Source organism: Amycolatopsis sp. cmx-11-51 (genome assembly GCF_047608665.1).
In the GTDB taxonomy this organism is placed as follows: Bacteria; Actinomycetota; Actinomycetes; order Mycobacteriales; family Pseudonocardiaceae; genus Amycolatopsis.
On sequence record NZ_JADNQO010000021.1, the window covers coordinates 17,638 to 41,821 of the forward strand.

Annotated in this window: 22 protein-coding genes; 13 read left to right on the top strand and 9 right to left on the bottom strand. The window is 68.3% G+C overall.

Annotated elements, in window-relative coordinates; translation table 11 throughout:
* The first annotated feature begins 1 nt into the window (after nucleotide 1).
* From ACM6LU_RS36140 to ACM6LU_RS36155, 4 genes are read left to right on the top strand one after another with little or no spacing between them, the layout of a single operon-like run.
* Nucleotides 2-343: a lycopene cyclase domain-containing protein gene (locus ACM6LU_RS36140; RefSeq protein ID WP_414942356.1), complete on the top strand. Its 342-nt coding sequence runs from the start codon at nucleotides 2-4 to the stop codon at nucleotides 341-343.
* Entirely contained in the window at nucleotides 340-663 is a 324-nt protein-coding gene (locus tag ACM6LU_RS36145) for a lycopene cyclase domain-containing protein (RefSeq protein ID WP_414942357.1), read from the top strand. The genes ACM6LU_RS36140 and ACM6LU_RS36145 overlap by 4 nt, the downstream gene beginning before the upstream one ends.
* A 5-nt stretch (nucleotides 664-668) precedes the next feature.
* Nucleotides 669-1,391, top strand: coding sequence for a class I SAM-dependent methyltransferase (locus tag ACM6LU_RS36150; RefSeq protein ID WP_414942427.1), 723 nt, complete (start codon nucleotides 669-671; stop codon nucleotides 1,389-1,391).
* Nucleotides 1,388-2,938: an FAD-dependent oxidoreductase gene (locus ACM6LU_RS36155; RefSeq protein ID WP_414942358.1), complete on the top strand. Its 1,551-nt coding sequence runs from the start codon at nucleotides 1,388-1,390 to the stop codon at nucleotides 2,936-2,938. Before ACM6LU_RS36150 ends, ACM6LU_RS36155 begins: the two co-directional genes overlap by 4 nt.
* A 197-nt stretch (nucleotides 2,939-3,135) precedes the next feature.
* Here the strand turns inward: ACM6LU_RS36155 and ACM6LU_RS36160 are convergent, their stop codons facing one another.
* From ACM6LU_RS36160 to ACM6LU_RS36170, 3 genes are all read right to left on the bottom strand, one after another.
* The gene (locus ACM6LU_RS36160; RefSeq protein WP_414942359.1) at nucleotides 3,136-4,623 is read right to left on the bottom strand and encodes a cryptochrome/photolyase family protein; all 1,488 of its coding nucleotides are present in this window, start codon (nucleotides 4,621-4,623) and stop codon (nucleotides 3,136-3,138) included.
* Between the two features lie 286 nt (nucleotides 4,624-4,909).
* The gene (locus ACM6LU_RS36165) at nucleotides 4,910-5,125 is read right to left on the bottom strand and encodes a hypothetical protein (RefSeq protein WP_414942360.1); all 216 of its coding nucleotides are present in this window, start codon (nucleotides 5,123-5,125) and stop codon (nucleotides 4,910-4,912) included.
* A 153-nt stretch (nucleotides 5,126-5,278) separates the two neighbouring features.
* Nucleotides 5,279-5,701, bottom strand: a complete 423-nt coding sequence (locus ACM6LU_RS36170) for a hypothetical protein (protein ID WP_414942361.1) — start codon at nucleotides 5,699-5,701, stop codon at nucleotides 5,279-5,281.
* 759 nt (nucleotides 5,702-6,460) lie between these two features.
* On the opposite strand from ACM6LU_RS36170, the gene ACM6LU_RS36175 reads away from it, so the two are divergent.
* The 5 genes from ACM6LU_RS36175 to ACM6LU_RS36195 all read left to right on the top strand — a co-directional run bounded on the left by ACM6LU_RS36175 (nucleotide 6,461) and on the right by ACM6LU_RS36195 (nucleotide 12,966).
* Complete coding sequence (locus tag ACM6LU_RS36175; RefSeq protein ID WP_414942362.1) at nucleotides 6,461-9,331, top strand: type 2 lanthipeptide synthetase LanM family protein; 2,871 nt, start codon at nucleotides 6,461-6,463, stop codon at nucleotides 9,329-9,331.
* 13 nt (nucleotides 9,332-9,344) lie between these two features.
* Nucleotides 9,345-9,539 (top strand): hypothetical protein, encoded by a 195-nt coding sequence (locus tag ACM6LU_RS36180; protein WP_061982621.1) that lies wholly within the window; start codon nucleotides 9,345-9,347, stop codon nucleotides 9,537-9,539.
* Nucleotides 9,540-9,628: 89 nt separating this feature from the next.
* On the top strand, nucleotides 9,629-12,517 hold the full coding sequence (locus tag ACM6LU_RS36185) for an ATP-binding protein (protein ID WP_414942363.1): 2,889 nt from the start codon (nucleotides 9,629-9,631) through the stop codon (nucleotides 12,515-12,517).
* 3 nt (nucleotides 12,518-12,520) lie between these two features.
* Complete coding sequence (locus ACM6LU_RS36190) at nucleotides 12,521-12,760, top strand: glutaredoxin family protein (RefSeq protein ID WP_414942364.1); 240 nt, start codon at nucleotides 12,521-12,523, stop codon at nucleotides 12,758-12,760.
* On the top strand, nucleotides 12,757-12,966 hold the full coding sequence (locus ACM6LU_RS36195; RefSeq protein WP_414942365.1) for a ferrous iron transport protein A: 210 nt from the start codon (nucleotides 12,757-12,759) through the stop codon (nucleotides 12,964-12,966). The genes ACM6LU_RS36190 and ACM6LU_RS36195 overlap by 4 nt, the downstream gene beginning before the upstream one ends.
* A gap of 5 nt (nucleotides 12,967-12,971) precedes the next feature.
* Here ACM6LU_RS36195 and ACM6LU_RS36200 read toward each other — a convergent pair whose 3' ends face one another.
* From ACM6LU_RS36200 to ACM6LU_RS36210, 3 genes are all read right to left on the bottom strand, one after another.
* Nucleotides 12,972-14,276: an aldehyde dehydrogenase family protein gene (locus ACM6LU_RS36200; protein ID WP_414942366.1), complete on the bottom strand. Its 1,305-nt coding sequence runs from the start codon at nucleotides 14,274-14,276 to the stop codon at nucleotides 12,972-12,974.
* A 183-nt stretch (nucleotides 14,277-14,459) separates the two neighbouring features.
* Nucleotides 14,460-16,796: a chitobiase/beta-hexosaminidase C-terminal domain-containing protein gene (locus ACM6LU_RS36205; protein ID WP_414942367.1), complete on the bottom strand. Its 2,337-nt coding sequence runs from the start codon at nucleotides 16,794-16,796 to the stop codon at nucleotides 14,460-14,462.
* A gap of 187 nt (nucleotides 16,797-16,983) precedes the next feature.
* Nucleotides 16,984-17,439: a hypothetical protein gene (locus tag ACM6LU_RS36210; RefSeq protein ID WP_414942368.1), complete on the bottom strand. Its 456-nt coding sequence runs from the start codon at nucleotides 17,437-17,439 to the stop codon at nucleotides 16,984-16,986.
* 176 nt (nucleotides 17,440-17,615) lie between these two features.
* On the opposite strand from ACM6LU_RS36210, the gene ACM6LU_RS36215 reads away from it, so the two are divergent.
* From ACM6LU_RS36215 to ACM6LU_RS36225, 3 genes are all read left to right on the top strand, one after another.
* Nucleotides 17,616-18,446, top strand: a complete 831-nt coding sequence (locus ACM6LU_RS36215) for a peptidoglycan-binding protein (RefSeq protein ID WP_414942369.1) — start codon at nucleotides 17,616-17,618, stop codon at nucleotides 18,444-18,446.
* 123 nt (nucleotides 18,447-18,569) lie between these two features.
* Nucleotides 18,570-19,193 carry a cyclodeaminase/cyclohydrolase family protein gene (locus tag ACM6LU_RS36220; protein ID WP_414942370.1) on the top strand — a complete coding sequence of 208 codons (624 nt, stop codon included), beginning with the start codon at nucleotides 18,570-18,572 and terminating at the stop codon, nucleotides 19,191-19,193.
* Complete coding sequence (locus ACM6LU_RS36225) at nucleotides 19,190-20,023, top strand: bifunctional 5,10-methylenetetrahydrofolate dehydrogenase/5,10-methenyltetrahydrofolate cyclohydrolase (RefSeq protein WP_414942371.1); 834 nt, start codon at nucleotides 19,190-19,192, stop codon at nucleotides 20,021-20,023. The genes ACM6LU_RS36220 and ACM6LU_RS36225 overlap by 4 nt, the downstream gene beginning before the upstream one ends.
* Here ACM6LU_RS36225 and ACM6LU_RS36230 read toward each other — a convergent pair.
* Nucleotides 20,004-20,597, bottom strand: a complete 594-nt coding sequence (locus ACM6LU_RS36230; protein WP_414942372.1) for a TetR/AcrR family transcriptional regulator — start codon at nucleotides 20,595-20,597, stop codon at nucleotides 20,004-20,006. The genes ACM6LU_RS36225 and ACM6LU_RS36230 overlap by 20 nt on opposite strands.
* Nucleotides 20,598-20,647: 50 nt before the next feature.
* Between ACM6LU_RS36230 and ACM6LU_RS36235 the strand changes: the two genes are divergently transcribed.
* A complete protein-coding gene (locus ACM6LU_RS36235) occupies nucleotides 20,648-21,451 on the top strand; it encodes a class I SAM-dependent methyltransferase (protein WP_414942373.1) in 804 nt (267 codons plus the stop codon).
* A 40-nt stretch (nucleotides 21,452-21,491) separates the two neighbouring features.
* Here ACM6LU_RS36235 and ACM6LU_RS36240 read toward each other — a convergent pair whose 3' ends face one another.
* Together ACM6LU_RS36240 and ACM6LU_RS36245 are read right to left on the bottom strand one after the other, a co-directional pair.
* Nucleotides 21,492-21,755, bottom strand: a complete 264-nt coding sequence (locus ACM6LU_RS36240) for a cellulose binding domain-containing protein (RefSeq protein WP_414942374.1) — start codon at nucleotides 21,753-21,755, stop codon at nucleotides 21,492-21,494.
* Entirely contained in the window at nucleotides 21,752-24,073 is a 2,322-nt protein-coding gene (locus ACM6LU_RS36245) for a cellulose binding domain-containing protein (RefSeq protein ID WP_414942375.1), read from the bottom strand. The genes ACM6LU_RS36240 and ACM6LU_RS36245 overlap by 4 nt, the downstream gene beginning before the upstream one ends.
* Between the last annotated feature and the right edge of the window lie 111 nt (nucleotides 24,074-24,184).

Here is a 24,184-nt window from a genome sequence, read left to right on the forward strand (position 1 = left end):
CGTGGGCAAAGTGGAGTACCTGCTCGTCTTGGCTGCCTGCGTGATCGTGACGCTCCCGCTCGAACTCGCAGGTGCTCGGGTGTACCGGCGTCCGCGACGGCTGGCCCGCGCGCTGCTTCCGGTAGCCACGGTGTTCCTGGTCTGGGACGCGGTGGCGATCGCCGGCGGCGTCTGGAGCTACGCACCCGAGCTGGTCACGGGAATTCGCGCGCCTTTCGCCATTCCTCTGGAAGAAATCCTCTTCTTCATCGTGATCCCCATCTGCGGGGTACTGACCTACGAGATTGTCCAGGTCACCCTCGCCGCCTTCCAGCGGCGCGGCGCGAAAGCGGTCCGGCGATGATCCCCTGGGGCTACACCGTGCCCGTCGTCGTCGCGGTCGCCGGGGTCGTGTTCGCTGAACTAGTCCTGCTGCGGACCGGGTTGTTCCGACGGCTCCCGTACTGGATCACGATCGTCATCGTCACCGGTTTCCAGATCCCGGTCGACGGCTGGCTGACCAAACTGTCCGAACCGATCGTCCTGTACGCGCCCGAACACCTCACGGGTTGGCGGTTTCCCTGGGACATTCCGGTCGAGGACTTCCTTTTCGGCTACGCACTGGTCACCGCCGTCCTGCTGTTATGGGAACGGGCCCGGCTACGAGAAGAGGAGCAGGCGTGAGCGGCATGGCGCGCGACGGTCTGCCCCGTGCGACCGTCCCCTCGGCGTTCGACACCGAGGCTCGCTGGTACGACCGGCTGGTCGCCAGGAATCCGGGTTACCACGAACATCTGCGGCTCTCCGCCCTGCGGCTCGACCTTCCCTTCGAGACGCGCGGGCTTCGCCTTCTGGACGCCGGCTGTGGCACGGGCGCGTCCACAGCGGCACTGCTCTCCGTGGCGCCGGACGCCGCGATCACGGCGTTCGACGCGTCCGGGGAGATGCTGAAAAGAGCTCGCGCCAAGTCCTGGCCGGCCAACGTCGAGTTCGTGCACACGCCCGTCAAGGAACTCGCCGGCATCCAAGGACCCTTCGACGCCCTTCTGGCTGCGTACCTGCTCCGTAATCTCGCGGACCCCACAGGCGAATTGCGGCGGCTGCGCGGGCTACTGAAGCCGGGTGGCCAAATCGCCCTGCACGAGTACTCGGTACGGGATTCCCGGCGTGCTCGCTGGATTTGGAAAGTGGTGTGCGCGGGCGTGATCATCCCGCTCGGGAAGGTCACCACCGGCGACGCGACACTCTACCGGCACCTTCGCCGCAGCGTGCTGGAATTCGACGGCATCGGGGCGCTGACCCAGCGCCTGTACGACGCGGGATTCACCGATGTCCGCACCGAATCAATGCCTGGCTGGCAACGCGGTGTCGTGCACACCGTCCTCGGTACCAATCCGCTGGAGACACCGTGACTCCCTCTCTGGGCACCGACCCTCGAATCGTCACCCGGCCGGCACTGGCAGGCCTGTCCGACGCCGGAAAGACCTGGCGACGTCCCACCGCGGCGGTGGTGGGCGCGGGAATCGCCGGGCTCACAGCGGCCACCGGGCTGGCCGAACGCGGCGTCACCGTCACCGTCTTCGAACGTGAAACCCATCTCGGCGGTCGAGTCGGCGGCTGGCGGGAGCGGTTACCGGACGGCTCCGACGTCACCATGAGCCGCGGCTTCCACGCATTCTTCCGTCAGTACTACAATCTCCGCGCGCTGCTGACCCGGACCGATCCTCACTTGGAACGGCTCACACCGCTGACCGACTATCCACTGCTCGACGCGCACGGTCGAACCGACACCTTCGCCGGGCTCCCCCGCAATCCGCCTTGGAACGCGCTGGCCTTCGCCTGGCGCAGCCCGACCTTCACACCGCGAGACCTGTTGCGGATCAGCGGCCGGGACGCGCTGCCCTTGGCGACGGTCAGCGTGCCGAAGACGTACTACGAGCTGGACAAGACGGATGCGAAGTCCTTCCTGGAGTCGATCAACTTCCCGGCGGCAGCACAGCACCTCGCGTTCGAAGTCTTCTCGCGGAGCTTCTTCGCCGACCCGAGCGAGCTCTCAGCCGCAGAATTGGCGACCATGTTCCACCTCTATTTCTTGGGCTCCAGCGAAGGTCTCGTCTTCGACGTGCCGACCGAGCCCTTCCCACAGGCACTGTGGGATCCGCTGGCGGCCTATCTCGCCGACAGGCGGGTCGAGATCCGCACCGGTACCGAGGTGAGCGCGCTGGAGCGCACCCCCGACGGGTTCGACGTCGAGGCAGCCGGCCGCACCGAACACTTCGACGCCGTCGTCCTCGCCTGCGAAGTCACCGGGCTGCGAAAGATCGTCGCGGCGTCACCGACACTCGGCACGGCTCCCTGGCGCACCGCCGTCGGCGCCCTGCGCACGGCGCCCCCCTTCCTGATCCGACGGCTCTGGCTCGACCGCCCAGTCCACCCTGACCGGTCACCTTTTCTCGGCACCGGAAGCGTCCCGCCCCTTGACAACATCAGCCTGCTAAATCGATTCGAGGGAGAAGCCCGGCGCTGGGCCGCGCACACCGAAGGCTCCGTGGTCGAACTCCACGCCTACGCGGCCACCGAAACCGATCAGGAAAGCCTGGCAGGCGCCATGGACGAACGACTGCACGAGATCTACCCGGAAACGCGCGAGGCAGGCGTGATCGGCGCGATCAACCTGTGGCGCCAAGACTGTCCGCTGTTCGGCGTCGGCGACTTCGCGCGACGCCCCACAGTGACGACACCGGACCCGGCACTGGCACTGGCGGGCGACGGCATCCGCATCGATCTGCCAGTCGCCCTCATGGAACGCGCCGCGGCCACCGGCTGGACCGCGGCCAACACCCTGCTACAGCACTGGGGGATCACCGGGCACCCGGTCCGGTCGGTTCCCAACCGCGGCCGAATCGGTGTTCTCAACCGCCTGGCCGAGTCACGGTACTTCACCGGAGCACGAGTGTGACGAGGGCGGACGCGGACCTCGCCGGGTCAGTACGGTGACCCGCCTGCAACGGTGTCCAGCAGGCGAGCCAGCTTCGGACGCGGTGCGCGAGTAGTCGGCACAGCCGGGGATTCCGCGCCCAGATACCGAGTATGCCGCAGCCTCGTCCGTCGTTGACGCTTCACGAAGGACACTCCTCGTATCGGCGCCGCCATGTCTCAGAAGACCTCTCTCCGATTTTCCTGCTCGACCAAAGCGTCCAAATCAGACAGCCGCTTCAGCCCGGCGAGCGGCTGCCGCATGCGCTGGTTGTCCCGCAGCCTGGCGGCGTTGCGATCGAGAAAGGCCCAGTAGCCCGCCGTGAACGGGCAGGCGTCGGGACCAACACGGACCTTGGGATCGAATCGGCAACCGGCGCAGTGATCGCTCATACGATTCACGTACGCCCCGCCCGCGGCGTAAGGTTTCGTCGCGACGACGCCACCGTCTGCGTACTGGCTCATGCCGATCACGTTCGTCGCCATCACCCACGGGAAACCGTCGACGAAAGCGGTGGCGAACCACTCACTGAGTTCACGTGGCTGGTAGCCACGCTGCAAAGCGTGGTTGCCGAGGATCATGAGTCGTTCGATGTGGTGGGCATAGCCTCGATCACGTACTCCGGCCAGCACGGTGCCGAGACAGCGGGCTGTCACCGCTTCCGGATCGAGATCCGACCACCACGACGGTACTGGGTTGTCGGCTTGGAGCCGGTTGCTGTCGAGATAGTCCGGGCCCAGATGCCAGTACAGATGCCACACCCATTCACGCCAGCCGAGTACTTGGCGGACGAATCCCTCGACGCTCCCGAGGGGCGCCACGCCGTTTTCGTAGCGGCGTTCGGCTTGCTCGACCACATCGAGGGGATCAAGCAAGCCAAGGTTGAGCGGCACGGACAGCAGGGCATGAGACATGGCCCAGTCCTCGCTGAGCATGGCGTCCTGGTGTCGCCCGAAGGTGGCGAGCCGCGTGTCCAGGAATACTTCGAGTGCGCGCTGTGCTTCGGCATTGCTGATCGCGAACCTGCGTGGGCCATCTGCTCCGACCGGACAAATCTTCCCTCGGCGGGTGAGGGTTTCGAGATCCGAGCGGACCTGCTCGTCGATGTCGTCTTCGCTCGGAAACCACGGTTTCGCCACGTCGAGAGTCCGCTGTTTCGGTGGCGGCTTTCGATTGTCATGATCGAAGTTCCATCGCCCCCCGGCAGGTTCTCCATCGGGTTCCATGAGCACCCCCGAACTGCGGCGCTGGTCTCGGTAGAAATCCTCCATCAAAAATCTTTTGCGTCCCTGTGCCCAGGAAGCGAAGTCCGCCTTCGAACGAACGAACCCGCGTGTCGGGAAAATCTCGGTGACCAGACCTTCGGCGTGCAGTCTGCGCACCAACCGGTCTGCCGCGTGGGACCCTGGTTCGTGCACGACGACTGGCTTGCCCAGCTTCACCAGTCCGGCTCGGTAGGTCTCTGCCCGTATCAAGGTGACCCGCTCGCCGAGCTCTGTCTCGAGCCGTCGCAGTGCGGCGAGAACGAGATGGAGCTTCTGCCTGTGATATCGCTTGTGCGCGAGGGCGTGCGCCGACTCGATGAGCACGATCGGCCGCTCGGCCAAGTCCCCACCATAGAAGTGTGGACCGAGCTGATCGGCGAAAAGCCACAAGGGTTCCCGCATGACACCAGCTTGCCGGTCCGGCGAGTCACTCGCATCACGACAACACGGTCGTGGCGGCGTGTAAGGACCCACTCCCCCACCTGCCGCCGTGAGACGGGCGAGCGGTGCACCCACCGCGGCCGGGCGCACCGCAGCCGTCCCGCAGCACGTGCTCATCACACCGGCGGGCACCTGCTGGAACCGCTACGCTCCACACGACCCACTCACCGGTCTCGCTACCGAACACGCTCCGAACGCCGCCGCTCCGCTCATGTCGAGCGCGTCTTCGGATCTGCCGGCGGTGGGCCTATCGTCGGAACCAGCGCCGCCGCTTGAGTGAGGTTTCCGCGGGGTCGGTCGGCTGCAGTCCCAATCTTCCGGTCAGGAAGAAGGTCCCACTCACGATGTCGCCGCGCGTGGGTGGTTGATCGAGGACGGTGGTCGCGATAGCGACGTCGAGTTCGATCGCGGCGATGGTGCGGACCCGGATCCGGTGGAATGCCGTGCCGGTAACGGTATTCACGGGATTCTCGATTTCGATGACCTCGCCTGCGAACAGCGCGTGGGCGGAGGGCGTCCAGCCGGGCGAAGGTTCTACGGGCCGGATAGTTCCGGAGGGGATGAAGTGGTCGGCGGCGAATTTCGGCCCGTCATCGCCCTGTGCGGCGTAGTAGGCCTAGGCGTCGACGTGCACGGTGACGTCTTCTGCCAGGGCCGCCAGCACCAGGGATCCGTTCTCGAGCCGCCCGCCGGAGTGGGCGAGGACCGCTCGGTCTTCTAGCTCCACCGCGATGGGACAGATCAACTCCCCATCGACTCCGTCGAGGAGTTCGAGCATCGCGGTCTCGTCATCGACGAGGCGGACGTCGCGCACCGGTACCGCGGGTGCCGTGCCTGCCAGACACGGCAGGAGGAACTCGATCTCGCGGTTGCGGATCTGCGCGACCAGCCGGGCGCCAGAGGGATCAGTCCATACATGTTCGCTGATCTTCCTGGCGATCTGCCGGGCTGTGCCCGCACTGATCAAGGAGACGACCTTCTCCCCGAACTCGTCCTGGCTGGTGACACTGATCCCGATCGCCTCGAAGTGGCTGGACACGATCACTCCCCCTGTTCCACCGTCGACTGGAGACTACTTGCCGGGCCGGAACAGGGTCATCGGGTCTATGTGGGGCGCGGCGGGCAGGGCGGCGCGGCCGCCCAGTGGCTCTTGCGCCGCCGGGCGGGCACTAAGGGCCGCCCACGAGGTCGTATGCCAGGAAACAGTCGTTGGAGGCCTGGACGATAACGCTCGTCACTGTCTCTCCCCGCGGGACGATGCCTGCGGTGAACACGAGGTGCGAAGATCCGAACACGGTGAGGACGGCATCGACTTTCGCCAGCTCCGTGTCCAGGCCTGCACGAGGTGTGCAGTATGTCGTTGTTTTTGTTCAGGAGTTTTTCGTCCGGCCTTCTCCCCGGTCAGGTGCATTCTCAGAGTCCTCATCGACTGAGCGAACCGCTGTCATACAGGACATCGACGGGCTCGGAGCGGATTGTCTCCTCAGCCATCGCCACTCCCGCGGCGCGGGCCGAACCCCCAGTGAACCGGCCCGCGCCCGACGTCGCGGCGATCCCTCTACGATCGCCGCGAGTTCCCGCCACCCGACCATGGTCGACCCGGGACCGGTCCCGGCGCATGAGTGCCGGGACCCCATATTCCCGGGCTGCCGTGCCCCTTCACCTACCGCAAGTAGTCGACTACTCACGTTAGGTGAAGCCGGGGCGGTCGTCACTCTCCGGGCATCTTCGTGCGTGCGCTGAATGTGGGTGTCGCACCCCCATGTGCGGGCACCGCCGAACTGAAAGCATCACTGCCGTGACGCCCCAGCTACCGGCGACGTCCCTGCCGCTGAAGTGGTGGGTGCACGGCCAGACCCCGCGCGAACGGAAAGCGGACAAGCCCGCATGGGCGGACTTCGCCGAACACGCCGTCACCACGCTTCTGCCGGAGCGCCCCCCAGTTGGTGACTGGCGTGTCGCGTTCGCCGGGGTCTTCAGGTCGTTCGTCGACGCCGCGTGCCGTGCGGCGGTCCCCGGCGACCTCGCCGACGCGGACATCGACGCGCTCCGTCAGGGTTTCGCGGCTCAACTCAACCAGCATCTGCTGAAGCTCTCGGTCCGCACGCTGGTCCTCGAACTCCACCGTGCCCGCAAGGCAGGAACCCTCCAGGGCGAGACGCCTGAAGAGCGCTTCGCGGACTTCGTGCGGCAGCAGTCCACTCCGGCCGGACTCGTCCGGCTGTTCGGCGAATACCCGGTTCTGGCCCGGCTGATCGCCCAGTCCTGCCTTCACGCCGCCGAAGCCAACGCCGAAACGCTCACCCGTTTCTCCGCCGACGCCGACGCTCTGCCCTGCTCGGTCGCGGACGGCGAACTCGGCACGCTCGTCGAGGTCGCGGGCGGGATCGGCGACTCGCACGCGCGGGGACGTTCGGTGAAACTGCTCCGTTTCTCCAACGGCGCCAAGGTGATCTACAAACCCCGGCCGCTGATTCTGCACGAGCGCTTCACCGAGGTCGTCGAACAGCTCAACAAACGGCTTCCCGGCCTCGAACTGCGGACCGCGGACGCTTTGCCGCGCGACGGCTACGGCTGGCTGCGGTTCGTCGAGCACCGGCCGTGCGGCGACATCGCCGACGTCGACCGCTTCTACCGCCGCCAGGGCATCCTGCTGGCGCTCCTGCACGCGCTCGACGCCACGGACGTGCACTACGAGAACATCATCGCCGACGGCGACCAGCCGGTGCTGATCGACATCGAGACGCTGTTCCAGCCGTCGCCTGCCGAACCGCCGGACGGCGACCCCGCGGCGGCGATGCTGGCGCGGTCGGTCCAGCGCACGCTGCTGCTCCCCCAGCTCTTCGCCGGGGAACACGGCGCCGTCGACATCTCCGGCCTGGCAGGCCGAGGCGGCAAGCTGCCCACCGACCGGGTCGATTGGGCCGATCCCGGCACCGACCACATGCGGCTGGTCCGCGTGCCCGGCGAACTCGCGGGCGGGAACAACCTCCCGCGCCTCGACGGCCGCGACGTCGCCCCCGCCGAGCACAGCGCGGCGCTGCTGGCGGGTTTCCGGCTCGGCTACGACGCGATCTCCAGCGCGCGGGACGAACTCGCCGAGCACCTCCGGCGCTGCGCCGAGGACCCCATCCGGGTGCTCATCCGGCCGACGAACTTCTACTTCCGTTTGCTGGACGAGACCACCCATCCCGACCTTCTTCGCGACGCCGCCGACCGTGACCATGCGTTCGACCTGCTCGAAGAGGACTCGGCCGGAGAGGAGAAGCTCCTCCGGCTCGTGCCGCACGAGCGTGCCGACCTGTGGGCGGGCGACGTCCCGATGTTCACCTCGGCCCCCGGCTCGACGTCGCTGCAGGACTCACGCGGCGACAGCGTCGAAGGCGTCGTCGACCGGCCGTCGCTGGACACCGTGCTCGCGAAGGTCGCCGACATGGACCCACTCGACCAGCGCGACCAGGAGTGGTTGATCTCGGCCACCCTCGCCATCAGCACGGCGACCGCCGGGCACCACGGTAGCGGCGAGACCGTCGAAACGGCGGTGCCGAACCAGGCACCCGACGCGGAACGCCTGCTGGTCACCGCGTGCGGGATCGCCGATCACCTCGTCGCCAACGCCTTCTCCGACGAACGCCGCTCCAACTGGCTCGGGATCGAACTCGTCGACGACCGCTACTGGACCGTGCTGCCGATGGGCGCGGGCCTCGGTGAGGGCTACTGCGGGGTCGCCTTGTTCCTCGCCCAGCTCGCCGAGCTGACCGGGATCGCGCGTTACCGCGACCTGGCCGCGTACGCGATCACGCCGCTCCCCGGCCTCTTCGCCACGCTCCGGGCCGACCGTGAGCTGGCCGCCACCGCAGGCTGCGGAGGGCTGCTGGGTCTCGGCGGCGTCGCGTACACGATCGCCCGGCTCAGCACCCTCGTCGGTCTTCCCGCGGGCGACCTCATCGAACAAGCCGTCGAGCTGATGCCCGACGCCACCTCCGAGACGCCGTCCGGATTCACGACGGGCCTCGCGGGCGGCGTAGCCTCGATGCGCTCGGTGTATGTCCAAACAGGACTGGAGACGGCGCTGGCACGGGCGGGTCGCTACACCGAGCAGTTGCTCGATCGCGAACGTCCACAGAGGACGGATTTCGCGCACGGTTCCGCCGGGATCGACTGGGTCCTGCGTGCGCACGACCGGACCGGCGAAGAACCGCCCGGAAAGGCGGACGATCGGGCGGAAAGCACCGGTGGCTGGTGCGACGGTCTCGCGGGCGCCGCTCTCGGCCTGGCGGCCAACCTACCCGATCCCGCCAACGCCCTGGAACTGGACCAGACCGTCAAACGGTTGTCCGACGAGGCACCCTTGCGGGATCTCAGTCTGTGCCACGGCGAGTCCGGAGTCTTGGAAGTGTTGTGCGTGCTGGCGGAGAACGGGCACACTGGCGCCGCCGCGGCGGTACGACGGCGGACCGGCCATCTGTTCGCCGCCGTCGACCAGCGCGGTACGCGCTGCGGGACCCCCGGCGCGATCCCCTCGCCAGGGCTGCTGAGCGGCCTGGCGGGCATCGGCTACGGGCTGCTGCGGCTGGGATTCGGCGATCTGGTCCCGTCCGCGCTCCTGCTCCGCCCCGACCGTCCGCATCCGGCGGCCACCATCGTTCAACCGGCAAACCGAGTATGAGGAGAAAACCCGAATGTACGAAAGAGATCTGCCCGCCACCGAAGACGCCCTCGGCGCCGTGAACCTGCCGCGCGCCCTTGAGGTCGGCTCGCGCAACCACGCGCTGGCGGGCAGCAAGCCGCGGCTGAGCGCCAACCCGCTCGCCACCCTGTCCGGCGACCCCGGCTCGCCGTCCGTGGTCAGCGTCTTCGCCGGCGGCTGGATCTGAGAAAGGCTCACGAAGGCGGGCTCGCGCCGCCCGCCTTCGTGATCAACTCTTCGCCGTAGCACGGGAATCCGCTCGCTATAGTCACGGCGGTGGGGATCCGTTCGTCGCGGGTGATCGGTCGCGACGCTGAACTGGCCGAGCTTTCCGAAGCTCTCGATCGCGCCATCGCCGGCCGCGGCGGCGCGATCTTTCTCGTGGGCGAAGGCGGGATCGGCAAGTCCCGGCTCGCCATCGAAGCCGCTTCACGAGCGGTCGCCGCGGATATCCCGGTCCTGCAGGGCAGGGCCAGTTCGATCGGCCCGCTCGTCCCGTTCCGGCCGTTGACCCAGGCGCTGCTCTCGCACTTCCGCGGCGGCGGCCCGCCCGAAGCGGCGGAACTCGACCCGTTCATCCCGGTACTCGCCCAGCTCGTCCCCGACTGGAGCCAAGGCGACCGGCCGCGGGAATCGGGCTCCTTGATGGTGCTCGCCGAAGCGGTGTTCCGGCTGCTGGCCGTCACCAGCCGCGACCGCGGCTCGCTCCTGGTCCTCGACGACCTCCAGGACGCCGACGCCGAAACGCTGTTCATCCTCGAATACCTGGTCGACAACCTGTCCGCGGCGCAGACCCTGTTCGTCGGCACACTCCGCAACGAACCCTCCGATGCCCTCCGCCTGGCGACCTCCGGTGCCCAGCGGATGAGCTGCGCGGTCCTCGAACTCGGCAGGCTCGGCCTCGCCGACACCCGCGCCCTCGCCGCGGCCTGCCTGGAGACCGAGCCGGGGTACCTGCCGGCGCCGGCCGCGGAACTGTTGTGGCGCAACAGCGCCGGCCTTCCGTTCATCGTCGAGGAACTCCTCCACGGCATGGTGAACGACGGCCTGCTGGTCGAGAGCCGGGACGGCTGGCGCGTCATCGGCGAGCTTCGCGCCCGCGTGCCCGCCGCGCTGGTCACCAGTATCGGCGTCCGGATGGGGCAACTCGGCGAACAGGCGGGAGAACTGCTGTCGGTCGCCGCGATCATCGGCCGCCGTTTCCCGCTGTCGGTGGTGCAGACCGTCACCGGCACCAACGACCGAACGCTGCACAACCACCTGACCGCCGCGGTGTCGGCGAACCTGGTGACCACCGACGAGACGACGCCAGGCTGGTACGCCTTCCGGCATCCGCTGACCGCGGAAGCGCTCCTGGAGCGCCAGTCCCCGGCGCGGAAGGCGGCGCTCGCCCGTCAGGCCGCCGACGCCGTCGAGAAGCTGTACCCGGGACTGCCGGGCGATCTGTGCGCGCTCGTCGCTTCGCTCCGGCTGACCGCGCTGGACGAGCGGGCGGCGGGACGGCTGTTCGCCGAAACCGGTCGTCGCGCCCTCGACGCCGGTGCCGCGGACTCCGCGGTCACGATGCTCACCAAGGCCGTCGACCTGCTCGCCGGGGCCGACGCGGGTGATCGTGCCGAAGTCCTGGAGACGCTGCTGTACGCACTCGGGCAAACCGGTCAATTCGACCGCGCCGTCGAGCTTTCCGCCGGTTTCGGCGAGATCGGGACACTCGAACGAGCCGCGAAACTGCATACCCAGCTGGCCTGGGCCGCCTACATCGCCGGACGGCACGACGAATGCCTCGGCCAGATCGAACGCGCCCGCGCTCCTCTCGGTTCGGCGATCACGCCCGCCCAGCGAGCCGCGCTCGACGCCGTCGAAGCGAACCTCTGGCTCGACGTCCCAGGCCGGACCGGCACGGCGGAACGACTCGCACGTCAGGCCTGGAAAGTGGCCGAGGAGACCGCGCAGCCGTTCGTCGTCTGCCAGGCGCTCCAGGTGCTCGGCATGCTCGCGCTGTCGCGTGACCTCGCCGAATCCGAGCACTACATGCAACTCGCGCGGCGGACCGCCGAAGACAACCACCTCCACCACCTCCGCACCCAGGCGCTGGTCCGGCTCGGTGGGCATCGCGTGCTGATGAACGGCGACGAGCAGACCCTGCTGCTCGCTCGCGCCGACGCCCAGCGGACCGGATCGATCACACTGCACTGCGCGGTCGATTCCGTGCGCACCATGCACGCGATCCTGCGCTGCGAGTTCGAGACCGCGCACGCACTGCTGGAGGAGAACCTCGCCGTGCTCGGCAGGCTCCGGCTGACCGCGCTGCTGCAGTACGCGCATATGACCACGGCGATGTCGGCCGGGCACCGGGCGGACCGCCCGGCGATGGAACAGGCGCTCGAGGACTTCCGGGAGAGCGGCGGCGAGAACGCGCAGGAGATGGTGCTGAGCATCGGGCTGGCGCGGGTCTTCTGCTCACTGCTCGAGGAGGACTTCGACCGGGCACGCCGGGAACTCGAGCAGGTGACCGAACTGGAGGACCGGCGGCCGAGCCGGTTCCACCTCGCCGGGCAACACGGGCTCAGGACGCTCGTCGACACCCTCGGCGGCGCCGCGTGCCCCGAAGCCGGATCCGCCGTGAGCGGGATGCGATGGAACCGGCAGTTCGTCGAATTCGCGCACGCCGTCGAGCACGGCAGGCGAGGCGACGCGACCGAAGCCGGGCGAGCGGTGGCAGCCGCGTTGAAGACGTCGGAGCCCTATCCGCTGGCCCGGCACCTCGGACTCCGGCTGATCGCCGAACCGGCCGCCGCCGACGGCTGGGGCGATCCGGCAGGCTGGCTCAAGCAGGCCGAAGAGTACTTCCACGGCCGGGACATCCAGGCGGTCGCGGCCGCCTGCCGGAGCCTGCTCCGCAGACTCGGCGCACCCGTCCGGCAGCGCCGTGCCGGTGTCGACCGCGTCCCCGGCGACCTGCGCGCGTCCGGCGTCACCGTCCGCGAGTACGAGGTGCTGGTGCTGCTCGCCGAGCGCATGGGCAACAAGGAAATCGGCGCCCGGCTGCACATCTCCCCCAGGACGGTCGAAAAGCACGTCGCGAGCCTGCTCGCCAAGACCGGTCTCGCCGACCGTTCGGCCCTCGCCGAACACGCCGCCGGACCGCGACCTGGCATGCTGTGATCCATGAGCGACCTCACCGTGTACGGCGCCGGCTGGTGCCCCGACGTGAAACGCAGCCGTGCCCTGCTGGACGCCGAGGGTGTCGAGTACGACTACATCGACGTCGAAGCGGACTCCGGCGCCGAAGAGACCGTGCGAGCACTGCAGGACGGTGAGCGGCGGATCCCGACCATCGTCTGGCCGGACGGAACCCACCTGGTCGAACCGAGCGACGACGAGCTCACCGCGCACCTGAACCGATGACCCTGCCGGACGTCCCGGTCGGCACGAGGGTCGTCGTGCGCTACCGGATCGAAGGCGGGTTCACCGACGCGCTCGGCTACCTGCGCTCCCGCGACGACGCGGAATGCACCGTGGAGACCAAACGCGGTCTCGCGACGATCCGGCTGGCGGATATCGTGCTGGCGAAGACGGTTCCGCCGCCGCCGGTGCGGCGTCCCGCCTCGTGAGCGGTTCAGGCGAGCGGCTTGTCCAACACGGCCTTCACGTGGCTGAAGGTGTCGATCGAGTAGCGGCCGTGATAGCGGCCCATCCCGCTCTCCCCCACCCCACCGAACGGCAGGTCAGGCGCCGCGAGGTGGATGATCGCCGCGCCGAACACCAGTCCACCCGACGACGTCTCCGTCTCGATCCGGCGCTTCGTCTCCTCTGATTCGGTGAAGGCGTACAACGCGAGCGGCTTGTCGCGTTCGTTGACGAACGCCAGCGCCGCGTCGACGTCGGGAACTTCGATGATCGGCAGGATCGGGCCGAAGATCTCGTCCTGCATCACCGGGGCGTCCGGAGAGACGTCGGTGAGCACGGTGGGCGCGATGTACTTCTCGCCGGGGTCGGCCTTGCCGCCGACGACCGCGGTTCCGTTGTCCAGCAAGGCGGCGAGCCGGTCGTAGTGCCGCGTCGAGATGATCCGGCCGTAGGAATCACTGGTGGCCGGGTTCTCGCCGAACATCCCTTCGACGGTCTCGGCCAGGTGCTCCGCCAGCTTCGGACCGGTGCCGCCGATCGCGAGGACGTAGTCGGGTGCGACGCAGGTCTGACCCGCGTTGGCGAACTTGCCGTAGGCGAGCCGCTGCGCGGTCAAGGCGAGATCCGCGCCCGGCTCGACGATCGCCGGGCTCTTCCCGCCCAGTTCGAGCGTGACCGGTGTGAGGTGCTTCGCGGCCGCGGTCATCACGATCCGGCCGACGGTCCCGTTTCCGGTGTAGAAGATGGTGTCGAACTTCTGCTCCAGCAATGCCGTCGTCACCGGGATCGCGCCCTCGACGACGCGCACGCCTTCGACGTACTTCGGCAGGTGCTCGGCGATCGCGGCCGAGGTGTTCGGAGACAGTTCACTCGGCTTCACGACCGCGCAGTTGCCCGCCGCCAGCGCCCCGACCAAGGGCGCGAGCACCAGTTGCAGCGGGTAGTTCCACGGCCCGATGATCAACGCGACTCCGAGCGGTTCGCGCACGACGCGGCCACTCCCCGGCCGCAGGGTCCGGGGGATGTCGGCGGGCTCCGGATTCAGCCAGGTGTCCAGGTTCTCCAGCGTGTGGTCGATCTCGTTGCGTACGAGCGCGATCTCCGCGCGCTTCGCCTCGGCGGCGTTCTTGCGCAGGTCGGCGTAGAGCGCCTCGAGGAAGACGTCCTCCTGTTCGGACAGGAGAGCGCGCAACCCCATGAGCTGCGTCCGCCGCCAGGCCACCGGTTTGGTGACACCGGAACGGAAGAGTTGGCGCAGGGCATCGACGACGGCGGGCGCATCACTGCTGATCATGATCTCGAGCCTAACAACGCGAGTCCAACTGCGGCCAGTTCAACGCCAAGCAGTATAGGGCGTTATACAGAGGAGTGGTCCGTGAAGGCCTCCTTGAGGGACTCTGGGTCCCTTAAGGAGGCCTTCACGGACCACGAACTACGCCTCAGCGCGACAGGACCGCAGGGGTCGAGGAGGCGAGCGCTACGGGTAGCTGATCAGGTTGCTCGGCGTGGTCCCCTGCGGGGTCGCCGCCCCCGCGTCGTTGATCACGTGGGTGATGGTCCCCTTGTAGTTCAGCGACACCGTCACCAGGTTGTGGAACCGGACGCCGGAGCGGTTCGGCACCTCGAACGCGTGATACAGATTCACCGACGGGTTGTCGTTGAAGAAGCAGTAGCTGCCGAGGCCCCACGCCTCGTGTGTGGTCACGTTGTCCCCCACCTTGTAGGCGGCGTAACCGTTGAGCCCGTTGGGACTCTTCCACCCCGCTTGGTCCGGGACGTCGTACGGGATCTCGTTCTGGAAGAAGATCGTCCGGCCGTTCTGGCCGTTCCAGATCACCTGGTACTTCTGGTAGTGCTCGACGAACAAACCGGTCGCCAGTACGTTGTCGCCGTTGACGACCACGCCCGTGTCGCCGGTGTTGATCGTCCAGCCGTACGTGCCCGGGTTGCCGTGGTCCGCTCGCCAGGCCCAAATGTGGTCGATGATCGTGTCACGGCTGTTGACGATCAGGCTGTTCGTCGCCTTCCCCGCAATCTGACCACCGATCCGGAAGAACACGTCCTGCAGTGTCGTCGGGTTGGCCGAGTGATTCGCCGTCGAGCCCGCCGGGCCGACCGTGAGCAGGGACTGCGAGTTGGTCGTGCCGGCGTCGAACAGCAGGCCCTTGAGCCGCACACCGTCCACGTCGGCGACCCGCATCGCGTCGACGCCATTGTCGGGCACCAGCGTCGGATATCCGATGCCGAGGACGACGGTGTTCGCCTTGCTCACGTTCAGCGTCTGGTTCAGGTGATAGACGCCAGGCGTGAAGAACAGGTTGCAGCCCTGCGAAAGCGCGGTGTTGATCGACGACGCCGTGTCCCCCGCCTTCACGACGTGGAACCGGCTCATCGGCAGCGAGCTGCCAGGGGTGCCACCGTTGACCCAGCTCGGCCCGGAAGCGTTGGTGCGCAGGGAAGGCAGGAAAACGCGGTATTTGCCGGAGCCGTCGAGGTAGAGATACGGGACGTCGCGGGACACCGGCGTGGTGCCGAGCGTCGTCTCCGGCGGGTTCGGGAAGGTGTTCGCCGGGGCACCGTTCGTCCCGGAGAAGACCATGTTCCAGACGCCGCCCTCCCAGCTGCCGTAGTTGCTGTCGCGGGTGTACCACTGCTGTTGCGAGATCGACGCGGTCTTACCGGAAACCTTGCTGTCAGCCGTGTAGCCACCGCTGGCGAAGCCATAGCTGGCCGGGAAGAGGTTCAACCCACCGCGGATGTCCATTCGCCGGAACGGCGCGGCCTGCGCGACGGCCCAGCGGGTCGCGCCGCTGCTCGGAACGACGGCGAGGTTCTCCGTCGAGCGCCAGAAGTTCTGCAGCGCCACTCCCTTGTCCGACTCGTTGAAGGCGTCGACGGTCACGTCGCCGTTGATCACGACGTCGCCCGGGTTCTGCCCGAGACCGGCGACGGAGGTGTAGTAGCCGACGTCGTCGTGGATCCCGCTGTAGACACCGGGTTTGAACAGGTGCGCGTACCGGCGTTCGGTGAACTGCGCGGTCAGGGTGTCCTTCTGCTGGTTGAAGTCCGCGTCCAGCCGGGCCTGGACCGACTGCGCCGACATGCCGGGGTCGAAGATCCGCACGTTCGGGCCGAAGTCCGGGACGTCGGCTTGGACCGGGCAGGACGCCTGTGTCGTTCCGATCGTGTAGCTCGCCGAGGCCACCGAGGAGTTCGCCAAGCCTGATTGCAGCGCGATCGCGGAAACCGTCGAGGAGGCGGAGACCATGATCGGCCCGGTGTACGCAGTGGATGACGCGGTCGGCATGGAACCGTCCACTGTGTACCGGATGGTCGCGCCGACGGTCGCTGTCGACAGCGTCACCGAACGGGCACTCGGGTAGCTGCCGCCAGGCGGGTCGAACGTCGGCGCGGCGACCGTCGTGCCAGTGCCGCCGTGCGTGTGGCTGAAGTGCGGGGTTTCGTACTGCGGCCCGTTCTTCTCGTAGGTGAACCAGTAGTCGAGCACCGTGCCGGTGGCGAGCGAACCGACGGTGTGCCGCCACGTGCCGCCGCTGTCGGTCATCCGGACGTTCTGCTGCCCCACCCCAGGAACACCGGTGTAGTGGAGGTCGACGTACCGCGCGGTCGTCGCCGGTGTGAAGGAGAGCTGCGCCTGGGTCGCGCTCGAGGACGCGGCACTCTGGCTGTAGTCGGCGGCCGCGGCGGCGGTGGCACCGACGAGACCAGCGGCGATCAGGAGCGCCGAGAGGCCGAGGGCGAGCACCCCCCGGACCTCTGTCCGTCGTTTGGGCCGCACAAGGATTCGGTTCACGTCGTGACACCTCCGGCGTTGGAAATCCACGGGCGAAGCAATTCGTTGCGCGCCACAACAAAGTAACCTTCCGCGCGATATGTCCGGATCACGCTTCGGTAACAGTGGTGGTCCAAACCACTGACTACTCCTGGCGGCTCCGCCGGATACGGCCATCCTGCCGCCCGGATACCCCTATGTGGCCTCTTCAGGCGTCCGGGACGACGTACAGCGTCGAAGCTTCCCCGCCGTGCATGGCACTCAGGCTGGCCCGGCAGGCCAGCAGTACTTCGCGGTTCGCGGCCGTGTCCGGCGGGACGCCGCAGCCGTCGCAGGAGAGCTCGACCGATCCCGGGGCGGTCTCGTCGACCTCGACGACGACCGTGCGATCGCACCGGCGGCACCAGCGGTGCCCGGTCACGACCACGATGTGCATCGGATCGGAGATGCACTGATGCACCCAGCAGCGGTGCACGTAGCAGGTGGTCCGGGCGTGCGCGCTCAGCCCGTGTTCCTCCGCCACGTCTTCGGCGGCGAGGATCGCGGCCAACCGCCGGTCGGCGATCTCGCCGTACCGGTCCCGTCTTCGCGCCGGAGGCGCCGAGTCCGCCGGGGTGAGCAGTCTGAGATGAGCCCGTGAGGGTGGCGAAGTCCGTAGCACCATGGGGGTCTCAACCTTTCGGCGTCCACGGGAAGTCATATCAGGTCACGCCCGATTCCGCCGGAGTGACACCCGACCGGGGGATATCACGATCCCGGGAAGGCACGTTTGTACGGCCCTTGTATTCGCGCTGCTCATGCTGGCCCGACAACGGGCGAGTTCGTTTCAGGAGGCAGGAATTGTTGACCAAGGTAGCCGTGCTCGCGACAGCGACCGCGCTCTCTTTCGGCGTGGCCGCACCGGCCAGTGCCGAAGTGACCGTGACCGCGTTGCCCGCGGCCAGCATGGAAGCGGTGCTCAAGGCCGCGCAGATCGACCCGCGACGAGCCGACAACGCTTTGACACCAGGCGCCAAGGACAGCGTGCTGCTGGTCGAGCAGGCGTTGGCCGACAAGGGACTCCTCGACCAGCAATACGTCGACGGCCACTTCGGCACGTCGACGATCACGGCGTATTCCAGCTATCAGAAGTCGTTGGGGTACACCGGGATCGACGCTTCCGGTCTGCCGGGCAAGACGTCGCTCGAGAAGCTGGGCGACGGCCGGTACACCGTTACCGCGACGGTCGCGGCGGGTAGCCGCCTGACCTACCACGGCAAGGCGATGAACACCCGCACCAAGGCGATGCTGGTGAAGGCGGAGGGTCTGCTCGGCAGGCAGCTGACCATCACGCAGGGCTCGTACAACCCCGGTGGCGTCGGCGCTTCGGCCGGGACGCACGACGGCGGCGGCGCGCTCGACATCGGCGTCGAGGGGATGTCCTCGGCCACGCGGACCGACGTCGCGAAGAAGCTGCGCCAGGTGGGCTTCGCGGCTTGGGTCCGGACTCCGGCTCAGGGTTTCGCCTACCACATCCACGCCATCGCTCTGTCCGATCCGGACCTGTCGTCCGGCGCGCAGCACCAGGCCGGTGACTACTACCTCGGGTACAACGGCCTCTCCGGCCGAGGTTCCGACGACGGCCCCGCCGTCTCGCCGAAGCTCACCTGGGAGGAGTACCAGCGCGCGTGACCCGCTTCCCGAAGGCCACCTTCCGCCGACGTCGATCATCGGCGAAAGGTGGCCTTCGGGCCGTCCAGGAAGCCCCGAGTAGGCTTCGGCGCGACGGCAAAACCAGCGGGAAGGGAACATCGCGTGGAGGCTCAACCTGTCGGTCAGTGGCTCGACGAGCTGGCTTCGAAGGCCTCGACGCCCGGTGGTGGCGCGGCGGCCGCGATGAACGCCGCCGTGGGTGCCGCCCTGGTCTCCATGGTGTGCAATCTGACCATCGGCAAGCCGAAGTACGCCGAGCACGAAGCGACGATGACGGAAGCACTGGCCAAGGCCGAAGACCTCCGCGGTCGCGCACTCGGCCTCGCCGCCGACGACGCCGCCGCGTTCGACGCGGTGGTCTCCGCGTACAAGCTCCCGAAGGCCACCGACGAGGAGAAGCAGGCCCGCAGCGCCGCGATCCAGGCCGCGCTGGTCGGCGCCGCCGACGTTCCCCTGCGCACGGCCGCCCTCGCCGCCGAAGTCGTCGATGTCGCCGCCTCGATCCTCGAAGGCGCCAACACCAACGTCATCTCCGACATCGCGGTCGCCGCCTCCTCCGCCAAGTCCGCGCTCGAGTCGGCCGTGGTCAACGTCGAGGTCAACCTCGCGTCGATGTCCGACGAGCAACTGCGCAAGGAGACCGAGGCCCGCCTCGCCGAGCACACCCCCGCAGCCGGGCGCGCCGACGCGCTCGTCGCCAAGGTCCGCGAGAGGATCGCCCGATGACGCTGATCGACGGGCGCGCGATCGCCGCCGCCATCACCGCCGAAGTCACCGAGACCGCCGCCAAGCTGCGCGAATCGGGCACCACCCCGACGCTGGCCGTGCTCGTGCCGACCGACGACGACGCCACCGCCTGGTACGTGCGCTCGATCGAACGCGCGGCGAAGAAGGTCGGTGTCGACTGCCGGGTGGTCCAGCTGGAGAAACCGACCGGCGAGGACGTCACCCGCGAACTCGACAAGCTGTCCGCGGACCCGGCGGTCCACGGCATCATCTGCCAGACGCCGCTGCCCGAGGGCGTGACGCTGGACGACGTCGGCGCGCACATCGACCCGCGCAAGGACGTCGACGGCGCCAACCCGGTCAGCCTCGGCCGCCTCACCGCGGGCCTCCCGACCTACGCGCCCGCCACCGCCGCCGCGGTGCTGGAGATCCTGAAGCGTGAGCAGGTCGTCCTGTCCGGCGCCCAGGTCGCCGTCGTGGGCCGCTCGACCGTGGTCGGCAAGCCCGCCGCGCTGCTGCTGCTCGGCGAGAACGCGACGGTGACCGTCTGCCACTCCCGTACCAAGGACCTCGCGGCGGTCACCAAGACCGCGGACGTCCTGGTCGTGGCGGTCGGCCGCGCGCACTTCATCGGCGCGGACCACGTCAAGCCCGGTGCCGTGGTGATCGACGTCGGCACCAACCCGACGGCCGAAGGCGGGCTCGTCGGCGACGTCGACCAGGCCGCTGTCGAGGGGATCGCGGGCTCGATCACGCCGGTACCCGGCGGCGTCGGCCCGGTCACGACGTCACTGCTGCTGCGGCACACCGTCACCGCCGCGCAGGCCTGATCCAGGACCCGGCGACGGCGGCCACCGTCCTCCGCACCTGCTCTGCCTCGGGGGCGGCGCCGGTGCGGTCGGCGAACAGCAAGTGAGTGGCGCCGATGAGCGTCGCCGCGAGCGTGTCGACGTCGGCGTCTTCGGTGATCCTGCCCTTTTCGCGTTCCGCCGCGAGGTAGCCGGCGATCATCACGGCGGCCTGGGTCAGCACCGGGACCCCGGCAGGCCACTGGCGGCGCAATCGGGCGCGCAGTTCGTCGCGGAAGATCACGAGCGGGACGATCGCGACCGCGACCGACTCGAACACCGCCGTCAGAGCTTTCGCCAGGTTGTCGACGACCGTTCCGGTACCGACGGCCTCGCGAAGGCTCTTTTGGTCCAGCTTCTCGACGCGGTCCAGCACGAACTCGGCGAGGAACGCGTCGAAGTCGTCGAAATGCCGGTGCAGCACGCCTTTCGCGCAGTCCGCTTCGGTGGTCACCGCGCGGCTGGTGAGCCCGCTCGGCCCGTCCCGCAGCAGGACCCGTTCAGCGGCGTCGAACAACTGCGCGCGCACGGCACGAAGAGCTACCCCGGTCGGCATACGGCTCCCTTGCGTTGACGAGTGGGCAAATGCCCACTTAGGGTGGGCGCATGCCCACTCTAGCTTCGGGGCGGGAGCCTCACCGGCATCGGCAGGCCGCGGAATCCTTCGGCGGGGACGTCGAGCGTTACGACCGCACCCGGCCCGCCTATCCCCCGGAACTCATCGACCGCCTCATCACCTCCGCTCCAGGCCGCGAAACCCTCGACGTCGGCATCGGTACCGGGATCGAAGCGCGCCAGTTGCGGGCGGCGGGCTGTCAGGTCCTGGGCGTCGAACCGGACCCGCGAATGGCCGCGTTCGCCCGCCGGAGCGGAATCGACGTCGAGGTCGCGACGTTCGAAACCTGGGAACCGGCCGGACGCCGGTTCGATCTGCTCGTCTCCGGCCAGGCCTGGCACTGGATCGACCCGGTCGCGGGCGCCGCCAAGGCCGCCGAAGTGCTGCGGCCGGGCGGGGTCTTCGCCGCGTTCTGGCATGTGCCCGAACCGCCGGAGGAGGTCACGGACACCTTGGCGGACGCTTACCAGCGGCTCGTGCCGGACGCCCCGATCGACCTCAAGAGCGTGCCGACACAGCCTACTGACCCGTACGGTCCGCTCATCGCGAAGGTCGCAGACGGCCTGCGAGAAGTCGGCGGATTCGGCGAACCGGAGCGAAGCCGTCACGACTGGGATCGGGTCTACACCCGCGACGAATGGCTGGAACAGCTCCCGACGTTCGGCTCGCTCACCTGGGTCGAACCTGTTGTCCTACAGGAAATTCTCGCCGAGGTGGGCGCGACGATCGACGGCATGGGCGGTCGGTTCACCACCCGCTACGCCACCGTCGCGATCTCCGCGATTTGGGAGTGACCGGTGGCGGAAGCCGTGCCGCTCCCGCCACCGGAGTCCGTCAACGCGTGACGGGGATGTTGGTCAGCCCGTTCACCGCCCTCGACACGGAAGGCAGATCGAACTCGATCGTCCACTGTGTACTGTTCGCGTCGCCGGTGTTGGCCAGCGTGTACTTCCCGCCGTACCCGCTGTCCCAGACCGAACCCCTGGCGAACGTGGCGGACAGGCTGGGCCCGGCCGCCTCCGCCGTGACGACGACGCCGAACAGGCCCGCCGCCGACGCCGTGGCCGCGATCGCGGCGAGCAGTCGTTTCCTCGTCATTCCGTGCCTCCGCATCGTGTTCCGGCGAGCGAGCACGCGACCGGAAGTCCCTGACCTGCGGCGTTGAAACCGAACGTCGCCGTGCCGCCGGGTTTGACGCTTCCGTTGTGCGTCGCGTTCCCGAACCGGTAGTGCCGGCCGGTCTTGGTCAGCACCGAACTCCACGAACTGCTGACCGTCGTCCCCGCGGGCAGGTCGAACTCGACCGCCCACGTCCCCACCGTGGCCGAACAGGTGTTGGTGATGGTGAAACCGCCGCCGTAGCCACTGTCCCACACCGATTTACGGGCGAACGCCGCCGTCAGGCACGCGCCGGGATTCGGCGTGGTCGTGATGGTCGGCGTGGTCGTGGTGGTGGGTGTGCCCGTCGACGAGGACGGCGGAGTCCCGTCGACGGACTTCAGGAACAGCGAAGACGCGGCGTCGGTCGTGCTCGCGTCGACCCCGTGCCCGCCGGTGTAGTCCCGCTGCTCGTTCTTCGCCCAGTCGGCGATCGGTGTGCCTCCGACGTCGAGGTGTTTATACGCGGTGCCATCCCAGCCGAAGACGTAGACGCGGTGCCGTTCGGCGTAGAAGTCGTTATACGGGCCGTTGTCCGTGAGCTGTTTGGTCATGGCGTTGTTGAAGAACACGTTGCGGTAGCCGGAACCGCCCGACCACTTGACGGCCTTCTTGCCCGCGCCCCACCAGATCGGATACCAGTTCGAATCGTCGGGACCGCCGCCGCCCTCCTCGCCGCAGTTGGCCCGGCAGTTCCCGGAGCGGTGCGCGTAAGGGACCTTGACCGTGTTGAGTTCGAAAAGGTTGTTGCGCTCCCAGCCGCCGTGCAGGTTCAGGTCGGAGTCGAACGAGTTGCCGATCACCACGTTGCCCGAGGCGGACCACTGGAAGGTGAAGTGCCGCAGCAGGGTCGTGGTGTTCCCGGCGTAGAGGGAGTCCCAGACCCGGGAGCCGCGGAAGTAGCCGTTGCCGCCCTTGCCCTTGTTCCACGAGCCGTTGAGTTCGTTGTAGACGATCTGGAGGTTCTTGGCCTCTTCCGTGACGATCGGGTGCGACCCGGTCATCTCCGCGCGGATGCCGCGGACCCACGAGTTCGCCGCCCACTTGAACACGATTCCGTGCATCTCGGCGGCCGGTGCCATGTTCCCGTAGTTGTTGTTCGCCTCCGCCGGGTTCAGGCCTGGCATGTCCTGCGTGAACCCGAGGTTCTCGAATCCGACGCCGAGCACCGGGTCGACCAGCGGCGCCGCCTTGGAGTCGTAGGTGGCGCCGTCGATCGGGGCCGAGCCGTCCGAAGTGGACGTGACCGGGACGTCGTACTCGAGGGGTTTGTCGAGGGTGATGGTGCGCGCGGACGTGTCGAGCGCGGTGATCGTGAAGATCTGCTGGCGCATGTGCATATTGAGGAGCGGGAACGTGGTCGGGGTAGCCTGCTGCTGCTCGTAGAACTTCCGCGAGTTGGCCGCACGGAGGTTGACCAGGTTCCCGGCGGCGAGTGACGTCAGGGCGCCGCTGCCCGCCAGGTGGACGACGCGCTCCCCCGTCCGCGCGGCGAACGCGGTGTCACCCGGCTTGCCCCGCAGCTTCACCCCGGCCTTCCAATGGACGTTGATCGTGCCTTCGAAGATGTCCTTGCGATTGGCGGGCGCCGACGAGTAGTCGCTCGCGTAGGACGAGTGCACTCCCCTGGACTGGACACGGAACAGCCCGCGTCCCGGCCACAGCCAGCCACCCTTGCCCGCACCCGAGGTCATCCCGTCCTCGTCCCAGTCGGAACCGTCCGGGGTGAGGGCGTCGTACAGCGTGTTCGTGTCGGGCTTGTAGACGAACTTCGTCGCGTCCCTACCCGCGCCGCGCAGGATCAGGTAGTCCGCGTCGACGTGGATCTCGTGCGTGACGTCGAACCGCCCGGCCGGGAAGGTGATCGTGCTCAGCTTGGTGTAGCTCCCGGACGGCGAGCACGCGCCCTTGATCCCGTCGATCGCCGCCTGGATCCCGTTCGTGTCGTCGGCGCCGTCGTCGGGCTTGACGTTGTACTGGCTCGCCAGTTCCGCCGCGGTGACCTGGCAGGTGGCGTTCGGATTCACTTCCCCGGAGCCGGGCAGCGCGCCGCCGCCCCGGTACCCGGCCTTGGACCAGTCATAGAGCCCCGTGACCGGCACGCGGCGATTGGCCGCGCCGACATCGAGGCCGGTCAGCGCACCGGGGCCCGGCGCCGCGGCCGCCACCTCGGGTGGTACCTGCAGGAGTGCGACGGTGGCGACCACGGCGGCGACCGCCGGTAGGACGGCACGACGAAGAGGACTTTTTCGGGACACCCGAAACCTCCGTGACGGACTGACGGAAGGTGTTGCGGCGTGTACACCCGGACCCCGTCTTTATAGTTCACATCCCTGTCGCCCGTCAACGGATGTGAACCACGTCCACGT